The sequence below is a fragment of the Sphingomonas mali NBRC 15500 genome (assembly GCF_001598415.1).
Taxonomy (GTDB): domain Bacteria; phylum Pseudomonadota; class Alphaproteobacteria; order Sphingomonadales; family Sphingomonadaceae; genus Sphingomonas; species Sphingomonas mali.
The window spans coordinates 310078-324725 of sequence record NZ_BCYX01000002.1 but is presented as its reverse complement, the minus strand read 5'-3'; the positions used below and the strand labels follow the sequence as shown (position 1 = coordinate 324725).

The following is a 14648-nucleotide window of genomic DNA, read 5'->3' as shown; positions in this document are numbered from 1 at the left end:
CCCGTCTTCCGAGAATTTCCCCCTCACGGAAAAAGGGCCCCCACCGACATATATCATAAAGAAAATACGTCGAACGCAATAGGACCGATTCGACAGTCAAAGTGTAACAAAAAGGGTAGCGTCTTCAGGACGCTACCCATTCTGAGCTTACTTCTTGGTGTCGCGGGCCTTGAGCGCTTCGCCCAGGATGTCGCCGAGCGATGCGCCCGAATCGGACGAACCATATTGTGCGACGGCCTGCTTCTCTTCGGCGATCTGCATCGCCTTGACCGAGAAGGTCGGCTTCTTCGAACGGTCGAAGCCGGTGACCATGGCGTCGAACTTCTGACCGACCTGGAAACGCTCCGGACGCTGCTCGTCGCGGTCGCGGCCGAGATCGGTGCGCTTGATGAAGCCGGTGGCGCCATCCTCGCCGACCTGAACCTCGAGGCCCGCGTCGCGGACTTCGAGAACCGACACGGTGACGACCGAGTTCTTGTTGAGCTTGTCGCCGGCGCCCGAGACGACCGCGGCCGACGGGCCGCCACGCTCGAGCTGCTTCATGCCGAGCGAGATGCGCTCCTTCTCGGCGTCGATGTCGAGCACGATCGCGGTCACCATCTCACCCTTGCGGTGCAGGTTGAGCGCGTCCTCGCCCGAAATACCCCAGGCGATGTCCGACATGTGGACCATGCCGTCGACATCGTTGTCGAGGCCGATGAACAGGCCGAATTCGGTGGCGTTCTTGACTTCGCCTTCGACCGTCGAGCCGACCGGATGGGCAGCGGCGAACGCTTCCCACGGATTGGCCTGGGCCTGCTTGAGACCCAGCGAGATGCGACGCTTGTCCTCGTCGACCTCGAGCACGACGACTTCGACTTCCTGCGAGGTCGAGACGATCTTGCCCGGATGGACGTTCTTCTTGGTCCAGCTCATCTCGGAGACGTGGACCAGGCCTTCGATGCCCGCTTCGAGCTCGACGAACGCGCCGTACTCGGTGATGTTGGTCACGCGGCCGGTCATCTTGGCACCGACATGGTACTTGGCGGCGGCGCCGTCCCACGGATCGCTCTCGAGCTGCTTCATGCCGAGCGAGATGCGCTGCGTGTCCTTGTTGATGCGGATGATCTGAACCTTGACGGTGTCGCCGATGTTCAGGACCTCGCTCGGGTGCTGGACGCGCTTGTAGCTGAGGTCGGTAACGTGCAGCAGGCCGTCGATGCCGCCCAGGTCGACGAACGCACCGTAATCGGTGATGTTCTTGACCACGCCGTCGATGATCTGACCCTCGGCCAGGCTCTGGATGAGGCCCGAACGCTGCTCGGCGCGGGTTTCCTCGAGCACCGCGCGACGCGACACGACGATGTTACCGCGCTTGCGGTCCATCTTCAGGATCTGGAAGGGCTGCGGAATGTCCATCAGCGGCTGGACGTCGCGGACCGGACGGATATCGACCTGCGAGCCGGGCAGGAACGCCACGGCGCCGTCGAGGTCGACGGTGAAGCCACCCTTGACGCGGCCGAAGATGACGCCCTCGACGCGGGCCGACTGAACGAATTCGGCTTCGAGCTTGTCCCAGGCGGCTTCGCGGCGCGCGCGGTCGCGCGACAGCATCGCTTCGCCATTGGCATTCTCGACGCGGTCGACGAACACTTCGACTTCGTCGCCAACCTTGAGGTCGGCCTTCTGGCCCGGCGCGGCGAATTCACGCAGCGGCACGCGGCCTTCGCTCTTCAGACCGACGTCGATGACGGCCATGTCGTTTTCGATGCCGGTCACGGTGCCGTGCACCACGCGGCCCTCGAAGCCGTCGGCATCGCCGAGAGTCAGTTCGAGCAGTTTCGCGAAATCGTCGCGTGTCGGGTTTGCCGTAGTGGCCATAAAAATATTATTCCTAATCAACTGTTTCCGGCCAACCGGTTGTCTCCGGTGGTCTTGGCCAAAACGCCACGGCGGCCGAACGCCGACGCGGCATCCGCTGGGCAGGAGCTGCGGAGGACGGGCTCAACGCTAAAATGCGAAAAGGGCGCTAGAGTGTGCCTCCGCGCCTTCCTCCGCGAGAACCTGCTCGCCGGACGGGCGGGCTCATAGCGATTCCAGGGCGCGGAGGCAAGCTTGTCAGCCGATCGGTGCGGGGCGCCCGGCAGGATCGACCGCGACCATCACGAACTCGGCGGTCGCGGCGCGGCGGCGATCGCCGCTCAGCAGGTTTTCGGCCCAGAGCTCGACCCCGACGCGCACCGAACTCCTGCCGCTCATCATCACCCGCGCGATCAGCTCGACCATCTCGCCCTCGCGCACCGGCGAGCGGAAGTCGATCCGATCGGATGCCGCCATTACCATCACCGCGCGGGCGTGGCGGGTCGAGGCGATGAAGGCAGCCTTGCCCAGCATCCTCAGCGCATCGCCACCGAACAAGGTGCCATAGTGATTGGTCTGCGGCGGGAACACCATATCGGCCATGTGCAGCCGGCCATCATCCTCCGGTTCGGCTGCCATGCGGTCGAGCGGCGGCAGCGGCAGGCGCGTTTCGGGTCCCTTGGCCGCGACCAGGGTGAACAGCCCGCGCGTGCAGAGCCGTCGCTCGCCGCTCAGCAGCGCCTCGGCGGTCAGCTCGATCTCGACATCGACCGATCGCGTGCCGGCGCGGGTGATCCGCCCCGTCGCCTCGATCAGCTCGCCCTTCAGCGCCGGTGCGGCGAAGTCGATCCGTTCGGAGGCGGCGGTGACGAAGGGCGCCCGGCCATGGCGCGAGGCGGCGAGGAACGCCACCTTGTCCATGTGCGCGAGCGCCACCCCGCCGAACAGCGTGCCATGGTGGTTGGTGTCGCCCGGGAACACCATGTCGATGAGGCGGACGACACCCGACATCAGGCCGGCTCCGCCACGCGGACGCGCAATTCGCGGGCGGCGGCGACCATCGCGTCGATCGCCGGCTTCACTTCCTCCCATTTGCGCGTCTTCAGCCCGCAATCGGGGTTCACCCACAATTGCTCGGGGCGGAGGTGGTCCTGCGCCAGCCGCATCAGCGCGACCATCTCCTCGACCGTCGGCACGCGCGGCGCGTGGATGTCATAGACGCCGGGTCCGATCGCGCTCGGATAGCGATAGCGCGCGAACCCTTCGAGCAGCTCCATCTGCGAGCGCGCGGTCTCGATCGAGATCACGTCGGTGTCCATCGCGCCGATCGACGGCAGGATGTCGTTGAACTCCGAATAGCACATATGCGTGTGGATCTGCGTCGCATCGGCCACGCCTGCCGCCGAGAGCCGGAAGCAATCGACCGCCCAGTCGAGATAGGGCTGCCAGTCGCGCCGGCGCAGCGGCAGGCCTTCGCGCAACGCCGCCTCGTCGATCTGGATCGCCTTGGCGCCAGCTTTCTCCAAATCGACCACTTCGTCGCGGATCGCCAGCGCGATCTGGCGGCACGATGCCTCGCGCGGCTGGTCGTCGCGGACGAACGACCAGTTGAGGATCGTCACCGGTCCCGTCAGCATGCCCTTCATCGGTTTGTCGGTCAGGCTCTGCGCATATTGCCACCATTCGACCGTCATCGCCCTGGGCCGCGACACGTCGCCGAACAGGATCGGCGGACGCACGCAGCGCGAGCCATAGGATTGCACCCAGCCGCTCACGGTGAAGGCGAAGCCCGACAATTGCTCGCCGAAATATTGCACCATGTCGTTGCGCTCGAATTCGCCATGGACGAGCATGTCGAGCCCGGCGTCCTCCTGCCAGCGAACCGCACGCTCGGTTTCCTCGCGGAGGAACTGTTCATAGGCCACGGCGTCGAGCGTCCCGCGATTATGATCGGCACGCGCGCGGCGCACCTCGGCGGTCTGCGGGAACGAGCCGATCGTGGTGGTCGGGAAAGCGGGGAGGGCAAGCGCATCCGCCTGTGCTGTGGCGCGGACAGGGTAGGGAGATCGCCGCTCGCGATCGGCCGGCGTGATCGCCGCGAGCCGCGCCGCCACCGCGTCATCATGGATCCGCGGCGAGGTCTTGCGCGCCGCCGCCGCCGCGCTCGACGCGGCCAGGTCGTCGGCGACGCTGCCCCGGCCTTCATTGAGCGCACGCTTCAGGGTCGCGAGTTCCCCCACCTTCTGCACCGCGAAGGCGAGCCATTGCGCGATTTCCGGATCGATCTTGCGTTCCAGCGCCAGGTCGACCGGCGAGTGCAGCAGCGAGCATGACGGCGCGAGCACGATATCGCGCTTCGCGGCGATCGGCTCGAGCCGATCGAGCAGCGCGGCGAGATCGGCGCGCCACACGTTGCGCCCATCGATCACGCCGAGCGAGAGCAGCAGCGACTTGGGCGCCTTGGCCAGCACCGCGTCGAGCTGCTGCGGCGCGCGAACCAGATCGATATGCAGCCCGGCCACCGGCAAATGGATCGCGAGGTCGAGATTGTCCTCGAGCCCGCCGAAATAGGTCGCGAGCATCAGCTTCACGCCCGCGCGCGGCAACTTGGCATAAGAGCGAGTGATCGCGTTGCGCTGGCGCTCGCTCAGGTCGAGCACCAGCACCGGTTCGTCGATCTGCACCCAGTCGGCGCCGGCCTGGCCAAGCTGGGTCAATATGGCGGTGTAGAGCCCCAGCACCTCGTCAAGATAGTCGAACGGATCGACCCCACGTCCCTTGGCGAGGCTCAGCCAGGTGACCGGGCCGAGCAGGACGGGACGCGTCTCGAACCCCTGCGCCTTGGCCTCGCGATATTCGTCGACGATCTTGGCCGAGCTCAATGCCAGTTTCTGCCCGGCGACCAGTTCGGGGACCATATAATGGTAATTGGTGTCGAACCATTTGGTCATCTCGCACGCGGTCAGGCTGCCGTGCCCGTGCCCGCAATCGGCGTCGTCACCCGTCGTGCCCCGCGCCATCGCGAAATAGGTGGCGAGATCGGAATCGCCCGCCGCCTTGCCATAGCGCTCAGGGATCGCGCCCAGCATCAGGCTGGTGTCGAGCACATGGTCGTAGAGCGAGAAGTCGTTCGACGGCAGCCAGTCGGCGCCGAGCGCCCTTTGCCGCGCCCAGGCGGCGGTGCGCAGTCCGGCGGCGGCTTCGAGCAACTCGCTTTCGGACGACTGGCCCGACCAGAATTTCTCGAGCGCGAATTTCAATTCGCGGCGCGGCCCGATGCGCGGGAATCCGAGAGTAGCAACAGTGACGGTCATGGTCTTCATACCCCGATGAAAGGCTGGGTAGGGACCAGACACGAGCACGCACGGACGACACGGGGCCGACCGCAGGATGCAAGCGGCCAGCCCGGACACCCCGCCGGTGGACGTTATCGCGTCGGAGGCAGGTCTCCTGGCTCACGGGTCAACACGTCGGTCCGGCCTTCCCAGGGGATTGGACGCCCCCAGTGACACTCGTCGACCGCCGCTCGCCGCTTACAGTTGCGGGGGCAGCGCCGGCCTTGACCCCGAAGGACCGCACCGGCTTCCCGTCTTAGCTTCGGCGCGGGCGAACCCGTCCGAAGAACCTCGACAAGGGCCTTATCCCGCCGCGAACGCCCCGGGTCAAGCGAGATATAAAGAATTCTTTATATGACAGTTCCGCCTCGGATTCTCGGTGGGCTCGCATGGACGGAGGTCAGGCAGAATTTGTTCACGCGAAGGCGCAAAGGCGCGAAGGAAAAGAGTTCGCGCAGAGGCGCAGAGATCGCAGAGGGATTGCGCGCGACAGCGCGCTGGCTTCCTTGGGCGCAAGCATTGAAAGGTTGCTGGCGCAGCCGGCGAATCATCTCAGCGCCCTCTGCGCCTCTGCGCGCATAAAAAATCTTAGCGCCTTCGCGCCTTCGCGTGAAAAACTCATCTCCCCAGCGTCCAGCATTCGGATCGCTCGGCTTGGGCGTAAGATGGCCGCGCGCAACTATTCTGCTACGTTGGTCGAGTTACCCGTTCGCCGCCTTCAGCCGCAATTGCCGCTCGACCAGTTCGATCGCGCGCTTCACCGCGGCCTCGATCGACAGGAAGCTGGTGTCGAGGATGCCGGCATCGGCCGCCATCACCAGCGGCGCCGCGTCTCGACCCATGTCGCGCTGATCGCGCGCGCGGATGTCGGCCAGGACCTTGTCGAAGCTGAGCGTGCTGCCTTGTGCTTTGAGCTCGGCATGGCGGCGCCGCGCGCGGATCTGAGGCGTCGCCTTGACGAACAATTTGGCGTCGGCTTCGGGCGCGATCACCGTGCCGATATCACGTCCGTCGAGGACCGCGCCGCCTTCCTGGTGCGCGAACTTGCGCTGGCGTTGCAGCAATGCTGCACGGATCAGCGGGTGCGCCGAGACGATCGAGGCGCGTTGCCCCGCCTCGTCGCTGCGCAGCACGGGGTCGTCGAGCAGGCTGTCGTCGAAATTACTCGCTGCGACCGCATCGGCCTCCTTGGTCGGGTCGAGGTCGAGGCGATGCACATTCTCCGCGACCGCGCGGTACAGCAGGCCGGTATCTAGGTGCGGCAGGCGATAATGTTTTGCCAGGGCGCGGGCGACGGTGCCCTTGCCGCTGGCGGCGGGACCGTCCACGGCGATGATCATACGCTAAACTCCATGAGGCGCGTCCTAGGCGCGTCCGTCCTGTCGCGCCAGCCAGCCGCGGATCAATGCGACCGTTTCCAGCATCCGGTCGGCGAAGATGCCATGCGCCGAGCCCGGGATCGTGGCATATTCGGCGCCGGGCACGCGCGCGGCGAATCCGGCAAGCGTGGTCGGGCGCGCTTCGTCATATTGGCCGCCCAGGAAGATCGTGCGCCGGCCGTCGAGCTTGGCGAGCAGCGGCTCGCCGTCATAATCCTTGAGGCTGCCGGTGCAGGCGAATTCGCTCGGCCCCCACATCGCATTGTAGAGCTTGGGATTGAAACCGTTGGGATGCGCGCCGGCATAGGCGATCGCGGCGGGCTTGGCCGGCTCGCGACCGTTGAACGCGCGGTAAAAGGCATTGACGCCGTCGTCGCAGCCCCGGCTGGGGCTTTTGTCGCAGCTGGCGATCTGCGCCTGTACCGCCGCCGGCAAGGTCGCTCGCAAGGCATTGGCATCGGCGATCCAGCTTTTGGTCGAAACCAGCGGGCTGGCCATCGCCAAGCCGCGCAACGCCGCCGGCCGCCGCGCGCCATATTCGAGCGCCAGCGTGCCGCCCCAGCTGTGCCCGAGCAGATGCCAGCGATCCACGCCAAGCGCCTTCCTGACCAGCTCGATCTCGTCGACGAATCGCTCGACGCGCCAATTCTTCGGGTCGTTGGGCCGGTCCGACTGTCCGCTGTCGAGTTGGTCGTAGAGAATCACCGCGCGCTCGTCGGCCAAAGCGACCGCGGGCATGAAATGTTCGTGATCGCCGCCCGGGCCGCCATGCAGCATGACGATCGGCGGCTTCGCGCCGTTCAGCTTGCCGTTGACGCGGACATAGACGCGGCCGCCTTCGACCGGGACCATCTTCTCGAGATCGGGGGCCGGATAGCCGTCGGCCTTGCGCGCGAACAGCGGGCGGGGGAGGGCGAAGGTGGCGCCGAGCGCGAGCCCGCCGGCGAGCAGCTCGCGGCGGCCGACCATGCGGCTCATGCGCGGCCCGCCAATTGCTCCAGCGTCTCGAAGAACACCGGATAGCTCGTCGCGACCGGGGCGACGTCGTCGATCGTGATCGGCTGGCGCGCGACCAGCCCCGCCACCGTCATCGCCATCGCGATGCGATGATCGAGCAACGAGGCGATCGTCGCGCCGCCCGGGATCAGCTCGCCACCGCTGCCGGTGATTGCCAGCCCGTCGTCGAATTCCTCGACGGTCACGCCGCAGGCCTGGAGCGCCGCCGCCATCGCCACGATCCGGTCCGATTCCTTGACGCGCAATTCGTGCGCGCCGCGCGCGACGGTGCGGCCGGCGGCCAGCGCCGCGGCGACGAACAGCACCGGATATTCGTCGATCATGCTCGGCGCGAGGTCGGGCGGCACTTCGATCGCGGTCAGCGCCGCGTGGCGCACGATCAGATCGGCAACGGGTTCACCGCCGACGGTCCGCGGATCGACCTCGGTGATGTCGGCGCCCATCATGCGGAGCGCGGTGAAGATGCCCGCGCGCGTCGGATTGAGCCCGACATTGGCGATCGTCACTTCGCTGCCCGGCACGATCGATGCCGCCACCGCCCAGAATGCCGCCGAGCTGGGATCGCCCGGCACGACGATCTGCTGCGGCTTCAATTCGGCCTCGCCATGGATCGAGATGACGCGCCCGCGATTGGTCGCCTCGACCGTCAGATTGGCGCCGAACCCGGCCAGCATCCGCTCGCTATGATCGCGCGTCGGCACCGGCTCGATCACGCGGGTGATGCCCGGCGTGTTGAGCCCGGCCAGGATCACCGCCGACTTGACCTGGGCAGAGGCGACCGGGAGCGTGTATTCGATCGGCACCGCCGGGCAGATGCCGCGCACCATCATCGGCAGGCGGCCCCCGGGGCTGGACGTGAATTCCGCCCCCATCAGCGACAGCGGATCGATCACGCGGCCCATCGGCCTTTTGCTGAGCGAGGCGTCGCCGATAAAGGTCGCCGTGATCGCGTGGCTCGCGACCAACCCGGCGAGCAGCCGCGTCGACGTCCCCGAATTGCCCATGTCGAGCGCGCCCGCCGGCTGCAGCAATCCGCCGACTCCGACACCCCAGACGCGCCAGATGCCGTCGTCGCCACGTTCTATGGTCGCGCCCATCGCCTGCATCGCCGCGGCCGTCGCCAGCACGTCTTCGCCTTCCAGCAGCCCTTCGATCCGGCTTTCGCCGACCGCCAGGCTCGACAGCATCAGCGAACGATGGCTGATCGACTTGTCGCCGGGTACGGTGACGCGGCCGGTCAGGCCAACAGAGGATTCGATCCGGAGGGGTTTGGGAGCAGCATGCGACATCGGTCGCGGGCTTTGACAGCCACCTTGCGCTATGGCAAGGCGCGCGCCACTTTAGGGGTCGATCCCCGAAATTTACATAAATCGAAAGGTACAAATCGGCATGGTCAAGCCGGAATGGGGCACGAAGCGTACGTGTCCGAAATGCGCAACGCGCTTTTACGATCTAGGCAAGGACGACCCGGTGACCTGCATCAATTGCAACACCGCCTGGGCGCCCGAGCCGATCCTGAAATCGAAGCAGCCGCTGCCGTTCGAGGTGGTCAAGGCCGAGAAGCCCGAAAAGGACGATTCGGACCTCGAGGGTGACGATCTGGAGATCGGCATCGAGGACGAAGGCGAGCCTTCGGCCGACGATGAAGTCGATCTGGGCGGCGACGACGATCTCGGTGTCGAGACCGGCGGCAACGAAGACGAAAACTGATCGACGCAATTTTTTAAGGCAAGCGGGCTAACCACCCGCTTGTCAAAGGGGCGCAGTCCGGTTAGGGGCGCCTTCCTTCCCGGAAAGTGTGGGGCCGTAGCTCAGCTGGGAGAGCGCTGCAATGGCATTGCAGAGGTCAGGGGTTCGATCCCCCTCGGCTCCACCAACCCTTTCTGGAATCGCGGTATTTTCCGTACGTTCCAGCGCCGTCAGGCAATGTGCCCTGATTGCTGCGCGGTCGCCCACCATCAATTGCGGGCGTCGGTGAAGATGCCGACAGCCGATGTCGTGCGCGCGCACAAGGATCCGCGGCCGGCAAATCGCTTCCACTGACAGCCTCCGGCGGGCGGCCCGGCGCAGATTTGCGCTGCGTCATGTGATTCCAAACACATGTTATTTCGACATCGGAACGATGGGCGCAAGAGCGCCTTGATAGCTCAAGCCTTGCCCACAAGGGTTCAAGCCTGGGTGAAAGCTGTCTGGTTTGCGCGCTCACGTGACCGAAGGGGAAGGCACGGTGCAGGGGATTTTCATCAGAGCGTCCGAATTTCCGCGCCAATTTGGTCATTTGAGCCAGACGGGCAGGGCAGTATTCGTCACCCATCACGGCCGCGAAACGCACGCGCTTCTTCCTATCGCCGATTACAACGCGTTCATCGCCACGACAAAAAGCGAGGAACCGGATGCGGCCGTCTCCGATCAGGATCTCGCCGACTGGCTGCCGTTGATGCTGGTCGTCGTCGACGACTCGGGAATGATCGTGATGGCTAACCGCACTGCTCACGCAATGGCGCGAAGGGCCGACAGGTCGCTACCCGGATGCGACTTGCTCGAGGCATTGCCCGCGCTGCAGGAAACGATGTTTCAGAGCTATTACAACCGTACCGCGCGGACTGGTGAGCCATGCTCGTTCGAATTGCCCGGCCTGTTCGGCACGGACACATGGCATCGGGTCGAGATTGTTCGCGTTAATCAGGGCATCGTGCTCCTGGCGCGTGACGTCACCGAGGAGGTCAAGGCGTTTCGCCTGGCCGACACCAAGAAAACGCTGATCGAAGCGATGCTGGCGCATGGCGGGATTGGCCATATCTGGATCAACGTCCGCGGCCGCATCGCAGAGGTCGATCCGGCGATGAGCGAATTGCTCCAACTGCCGCGCGAACGGCTCAACAACATTGCCGTCGCCGACCTCGTCCCGATCAGCCGCCGAGTTACGTTCAGGGAAATAATTGAGGACGTGCTGTCTCATGGCAGCGCGCAACGCTTCGAAACCGAATTCCTGCGCAACGACGGGAGCACGATCCACGCTGTTGGGGCAATCAAGGATTTGCGCAGCGTTTACGGCTGCGAGGGCGCCGTCATCGTGGTGACCCGCAAATAAGTCGCCCGGCAAAAAGGTGTTTGCGACAGTCGCGTGGGTGGCGATCGTCATCGTTCGTCACCTCAGGGTCTGACGGTGTCCCCCCTCCGCTCGTTCGGTTCGCCCCGTGTCAACCTATGGTGGCCATGCGAATGCTAACCCAAGCTAATGCGGCAGCACCGTTTCCGGACCATCGCTCATCCGTCGCGGCCGGGCATTCCCCCCGCCTGGCCGCGGCATCTCGCTGGATCGGCTGCCCTCGATCGATCGCGACCGTTATCGCAACTGTCGGGACCTATCGGGCTTATTCCGTCACTATTATTCGAACGGCATCCGCGAAGCTCAGCGAATGGGCGAGGTTGCCCGCTTCGTCTTCGATCTCGATCCGTTGCCCCAGGTTGATCTCGCCCTCCAGCGCTTCCTGCGAGATCACGGCACGCGCCTCCTTCAGTGCCATGCGTTCGAGCTGCGCCGGATCGTCGATGTCGGTGCCCTGTGGATCGAGGAGGCGTTCGCCGCCGTCGCGTAGGTGGAAATAGTATCTCACCACGTACCTTTCCGAATGGCGCCCCGGCATTTTCGGCGCATGCTGATCTATGTGCATGTTGATCTATGATAGCCGAAAACTGTCTAACTCAAAGCGTGGCCCCGGCAACTTGCGTCATTAGGTCGAACGGATGACGATGACCAAACGAGCTTGCGATACATCTCCGCTCGAAACGTGCGTCCGGCGCCTTCGGTTGCATTCTTCGCTGTCCGAAGGCGACGCCGAGTTGTTCAAGGCCTTGCCCTTCAAACTGTCGAAACAGTCGCCGAATTCGCAGCCCGTTCGTGAAGGAGACCCTACGACGAGCTGCATGGTCCTGGTATCGGGCTACATGCACCGCTTTCGCCTGACCGAAAGCGGTGACCGCCAGATCATGGCGATATACATACCGGGCGACCCGATCGACTTCGACCGCCTCTATCTGCCGGTCGCCGATGATAGTCTGCAGACCATCCGCGAAACCGTTGTCGCGCGCATCTATCAGTCGGACCTTCGCAACCTGATGGCGCGCCGACCGGCGATCGCCGAGGCGGTGATCCGGTCGCTGTTGGTGGATTCGTCGATCTTTCGCGAATGGACGCTAAATATCGGCCGTCGAGATGCCCGCGCACGCATCGCCCACCTGTTTTCGGAAATCGCCGTACGCTTGAACGCACAGGGCTATGATCTCACGCGCGTGCCTCTGCCGCTGACACAGGACCATATCGCCGACGCCACCGGCCTGACGCCGGTGCATGTCAACCGGACGCTGAAAACGTTGCGCGCCGAGGGATGTATCGAGCGGCTCGCTGGCGGGCTGGTGGCGATACCCGACCTGGAGGCGCTGAAAGCGGTGGGCGGTTTCGACGGGCGCTACCTGCATCTCGTCGAATGACGATGCCAGCCCGCGCAAGTAACGATGCCGGTCCGTCGCGCTCAACCGTTTCGCTTTTTCGTGCCTATTTAACCTGGCACGGGTCCCGCGCCGTCATTCTACAGATGGATAATCCCCCGCCGCGCCGCATGCGCCACGGCATCCGTGCGCCCGGTCGCGTCGAGCTTGTCGATCAGCCGGCCGACATGGAATTTGGCGGTGTCGGGTGAAATGCCGAGCCGCTGGCCGATCGCCTTGTTGGACAGGCCTTCGGCAAGCAACGCGATCACGTCGCGCTCGCGCGGCGTCAGGTCGAACCCGTGCTCGCTCGCGTCGGACGCGCTGAGGACCAGATCCGACGCTTCGTCGGCGCTCGCGATCCGCAATTCCGGGATCCGGCCCAGGATGTCGGCGAGCCGGGCGGCGAGCGTCGGGTCGTCGACGCGGATCGCGAGACGCAGGCCCGCCGCGGGATCGCGCATGCTCAATGTTCCGGCCGATCCCCGATCGTCACCGCCACCTCCAGCGGCGCTCCCCCGCGCCGAACGCCAAGCACGATTTCGGTGCCGATCGGTGTCGCCCGCAGCGTCCGCAGCAGCGCGCCGACATGCGGCATGCGCTGGCCGGCCCAGGACAGGATGATGTCTCCCTGATGCAGGCCGGCGCGCGCCGCCGGGCTCTCACGCTCGATCGCCATCACCATGGCGCCATGGCCACCGTCATCGAGCGGGACCTGCTTGAGACCGACGCCGAGATAGGCGATCTGGACCCGACCGTGCGCGAGCAATTGCCGGGCGACACGATCGATCGTCGCCGCCGGGATGACCAATGTCCGGCCACGCGGGCCGCGCACGGCCATACCGAAAGCGCTGCCGGCGCCATCCGTGGCAAGGCCACCCTCGGCGCGACGCCGCAGCCGCAGGTCCAACTCGATCCGGGCATCGATCGTGCCGCCGCGCATCGACTGCCAGGCCGCGCCGGCCGCGGTGATGCCGCCGAACGCGATCAACGGCGCGCTATCGGCCGCCGCGACGATCAAGGCGAGCGCGCCGGGCCGCACGGCCATGTCGGTGAGGGCCGCCACCGGAGCTTTCAAACCCTCGACCCGAAGCAGGGCAATATCGGTTGCCGCGTCGCGCCCGATCAGGGTCGCACTGCGCACCGTGCCGTCGGACTCCTCGATCTCGATCGACCCTTCGTCGGCGAGCGTCTCATCGGGGGTGATGACCAACCCGTCGCGCCAGACGAAGCCACTCGCCAGCGAATGGCGCGACTGGACTTCGACGATCGAGGGCGTGGTGGCGGCGGCGAGGTCGGCGAGCGATGCGGAAAGCTCGGCGAGGGGCGATGCGGTTGTCATGGGAAAATCTCCTGAGCATCGGAGATAGGGTGCCGCCGCGATGTTTTGCTACTGCCCGGTCGGGTAGGGTCGTCGTCGCGATTGCCGGTTTGTCCAAAAGCTTTTTCGTGCGCGTTTAAACTGGCACGGATCTCTTGGACTGGTACGGATCTCGATTTGGGAGCGTCAAGAACTTGTGTCCCAACAAACTAGGCAGCTAGCCTCCGACAGGATCTAACGATGTTACCAAAAGGGGCCATGTTTGACTTGCGAACCGGGCAATGGACGGTTCCCGCTCCGCCAGCGCAGGGCTCTTTTGGAACTGCGCCTAATGGAAGGTACCTCGTCAGAGGCGGCTCGTTGTCTATCGGGCCGGGCGAAGGCACGTCACTTGTGGACATTGGCACTACGCTCACAAGAGGGCAGCGGGGCGCAGTCGTGCAGTACGGTCAGCGGTGGGAGGGGGGAGCCGACTATCTTGCTGCGTTAGATACTGTGGCGGACGATAGCTCCGTTATGCGGGCTGCTCTGCTGTTCGCGGACGTTGTGGATTGGCCTCAATCTAATCTCTGGCGCTCTCCGGACGATGATCTTCTGGTGTCTGCGCTTGGCGGAAACTTAGTGCGGTCTCACTTTGCCATCCAGGGCCAAATCGTCGCAGAACGGATGAGCGAGTTGCCGTATGCGGCGTTCAAAGAGCATGAGGTTCGTGAGCCCGGAATGTGGTCAATATGGCACGCAGACCGCGATAGCCCCGTGCCTGACGAGGAAGCGTCATCCGAATTGGGGTTCAGGCTGACAATTCAAAAGGCTTTGTTGCTGCCGGCTAACGACGTACCCTTCGAGGATGTGCTGGCTTTTCGCCACCGCCACCACGACAAGCTTGTCGCTCTCAGGCAGCATATTGACGAGGTAGCACAAGACCTCCGCCGACATGGTTGGGACTCTCAGGATACGCGCTTGGCGATAGAACGATTTGATGCGTCTTTGGCTCATTATCTTGAGGCTGCAAGGCAATCGAACACCAGAAAGGTACTTGCTAATCTTTCTGTATCTTCGAACTGGTTGGGTAGTGCGCTTTCGTTCGCCGGAACTGCTACGGCGTCGTTACTTGCAGGGTTGCCCTTATCTGGGGCCGTCCTGGCAGGGGCAGCTACCGGCGGCGCTTGCCTTAGTGTCGCCGGGGCGCCTGGCCTTAAAAGTCGGACGGCTGACGGTCCGTTTGCATACTTAGTTCAGATTGAGAGAGAATGGCCGTGAGCTGCTCTT

The 14648-nt window shown here is 64.7% G+C and carries 13 protein-coding genes, 1 tRNA gene and 1 riboswitch; of the genes, 5 read left to right on the top strand and 9 right to left on the bottom strand.

The window, feature by feature from the left end; all coding sequences use genetic code 11:
* Positions 1-147: 147 nt before the first annotated feature.
* The 6 genes from rpsA to aroA form a co-directional block, all read right to left on the bottom strand.
* Entirely contained in the window at positions 148-1860 is a 1713-nt protein-coding gene (rpsA, locus tag SMA01S_RS03625; RefSeq protein ID WP_066817333.1) for a 30S ribosomal protein S1, read from the bottom strand.
* Between the two features lie 237 nt (positions 1861-2097).
* Complete coding sequence (locus SMA01S_RS03620; RefSeq protein WP_066817331.1) at positions 2098-2850, bottom strand: acyl-CoA thioesterase; 753 nt, start codon at positions 2848-2850, stop codon at positions 2098-2100.
* The gene (metE, locus tag SMA01S_RS03615) at positions 2850-5153 is read right to left on the bottom strand and encodes a 5-methyltetrahydropteroyltriglutamate--homocysteine S-methyltransferase (protein WP_066817586.1); all 2304 of its coding nucleotides are present in this window, start codon (positions 5151-5153) and stop codon (positions 2850-2852) included. The genes SMA01S_RS03620 and metE overlap by 1 nt, the downstream gene beginning before the upstream one ends.
* Before the next feature lie 109 nt (positions 5154-5262).
* Positions 5263-5483, bottom strand: a riboswitch (cobalamin riboswitch).
* 392 nt (positions 5484-5875) lie between these two features.
* Positions 5876-6514: a (d)CMP kinase gene (cmk, locus tag SMA01S_RS03610; protein WP_066817329.1), complete on the bottom strand. Its 639-nt coding sequence runs from the start codon at positions 6512-6514 to the stop codon at positions 5876-5878.
* Between the two features lie 24 nt (positions 6515-6538).
* On the bottom strand, positions 6539-7531 hold the full coding sequence (locus SMA01S_RS03605) for a proline iminopeptidase-family hydrolase (RefSeq protein WP_245649133.1): 993 nt from the start codon (positions 7529-7531) through the stop codon (positions 6539-6541).
* Positions 7528-8859: a 3-phosphoshikimate 1-carboxyvinyltransferase gene (aroA, locus tag SMA01S_RS03600; protein WP_066817327.1), complete on the bottom strand. Its 1332-nt coding sequence runs from the start codon at positions 8857-8859 to the stop codon at positions 7528-7530. Before aroA ends, SMA01S_RS03605 begins: the two co-directional genes overlap by 4 nt.
* Before the next feature lie 100 nt (positions 8860-8959).
* Here aroA and SMA01S_RS03595 point away from each other — a divergent pair, with 100 nt between their 5' ends.
* The 3 genes from SMA01S_RS03595 to SMA01S_RS03585 all read left to right on the top strand — a co-directional run bounded on the left by SMA01S_RS03595 (position 8960) and on the right by SMA01S_RS03585 (position 10661).
* The gene (locus SMA01S_RS03595; RefSeq protein ID WP_066817326.1) at positions 8960-9280 is read left to right on the top strand and encodes a TIGR02300 family protein; all 321 of its coding nucleotides are present in this window, start codon (positions 8960-8962) and stop codon (positions 9278-9280) included.
* A gap of 90 nt (positions 9281-9370) precedes the next feature.
* A tRNA-Ala gene (locus tag SMA01S_RS03590) sits at positions 9371-9446 on the top strand.
* Positions 9447-9776: 330 nt separating this feature from the next.
* Positions 9777-10661 (top strand): PAS domain-containing protein, encoded by an 885-nt coding sequence (locus SMA01S_RS03585; protein ID WP_066817325.1) that lies wholly within the window; start codon positions 9777-9779, stop codon positions 10659-10661.
* Between the two features lie 283 nt (positions 10662-10944).
* Here SMA01S_RS03585 and SMA01S_RS03580 read toward each other — a convergent pair whose 3' ends face one another.
* The gene (locus tag SMA01S_RS03580) at positions 10945-11190 is read right to left on the bottom strand and encodes a DUF6894 family protein (protein ID WP_157093775.1); all 246 of its coding nucleotides are present in this window, start codon (positions 11188-11190) and stop codon (positions 10945-10947) included.
* A 190-nt stretch (positions 11191-11380) separates the two neighbouring features.
* On the opposite strand from SMA01S_RS03580, the gene SMA01S_RS03575 reads away from it, so the two are divergent.
* Positions 11381-12061 carry a Crp/Fnr family transcriptional regulator gene (locus SMA01S_RS03575; protein WP_218016818.1) on the top strand — a complete coding sequence of 227 codons (681 nt, stop codon included), beginning with the start codon at positions 11381-11383 and terminating at the stop codon, positions 12059-12061.
* Positions 12062-12159: 98 nt separating this feature from the next.
* Here the strand turns inward: SMA01S_RS03575 and SMA01S_RS03570 are convergent, their stop codons facing one another.
* Both SMA01S_RS03570 and SMA01S_RS03565 read right to left on the bottom strand, forming a co-directional pair.
* The gene (locus tag SMA01S_RS03570) at positions 12160-12522 is read right to left on the bottom strand and encodes a response regulator transcription factor (RefSeq protein WP_066817323.1); all 363 of its coding nucleotides are present in this window, start codon (positions 12520-12522) and stop codon (positions 12160-12162) included.
* A gap of 2 nt (positions 12523-12524) precedes the next feature.
* Complete coding sequence (locus SMA01S_RS03565; RefSeq protein ID WP_066817317.1) at positions 12525-13400, bottom strand: S1C family serine protease; 876 nt, start codon at positions 13398-13400, stop codon at positions 12525-12527.
* Between the two features lie 219 nt (positions 13401-13619).
* On the opposite strand from SMA01S_RS03565, the gene SMA01S_RS25350 reads away from it, so the two are divergent.
* Positions 13620-14639, top strand: a complete 1020-nt coding sequence (locus SMA01S_RS25350; protein WP_369405652.1) for a DUF6236 family protein — start codon at positions 13620-13622, stop codon at positions 14637-14639.
* Positions 14640-14648: the final 9 nt, after the last annotated feature.

Bases quoted from the DNA above. Each gene is read 5' to 3' on its own strand.
- rpsA (WP_066817333.1), bottom strand. From the start codon at position 1,860: ATGGCCACTACGGCAAACCCGACACGCGACGATTTCGCGAAACTGCTC.
- SMA01S_RS03620 (WP_066817331.1), bottom strand. From the start codon at position 2,850: ATGTCGGGTGTCGTCCGCCTCATCGACATGGTGTTCCCGGGCGACACC.
- metE (WP_066817586.1), bottom strand. From the start codon at position 5,153: ATGACCGTCACTGTTGCTACTCTCGGATTCCCGCGCATCGGGCCGCGC.
- cmk (WP_066817329.1), bottom strand. From the start codon at position 6,514: ATGATCATCGCCGTGGACGGTCCCGCCGCCAGCGGCAAGGGCACCGTC.
- SMA01S_RS03605 (WP_245649133.1), bottom strand. From the start codon at position 7,531: ATGAGCCGCATGGTCGGCCGCCGCGAGCTGCTCGCCGGCGGGCTCGCG.
- aroA (WP_066817327.1), bottom strand. From the start codon at position 8,859: ATGTCGCATGCTGCTCCCAAACCCCTCCGGATCGAATCCTCTGTTGGC.
- SMA01S_RS03595 (WP_066817326.1), top strand. From the start codon at position 8,960: ATGGTCAAGCCGGAATGGGGCACGAAGCGTACGTGTCCGAAATGCGCA.
- SMA01S_RS03570 (WP_066817323.1), bottom strand. From the start codon at position 12,522: ATGCGCGATCCCGCGGCGGGCCTGCGTCTCGCGATCCGCGTCGACGAC.
- SMA01S_RS03565 (WP_066817317.1), bottom strand. From the start codon at position 13,400: ATGACAACCGCATCGCCCCTCGCCGAGCTTTCCGCATCGCTCGCCGAC.
- SMA01S_RS25350 (WP_369405652.1), top strand. From the start codon at position 13,620: ATGTTACCAAAAGGGGCCATGTTTGACTTGCGAACCGGGCAATGGACG.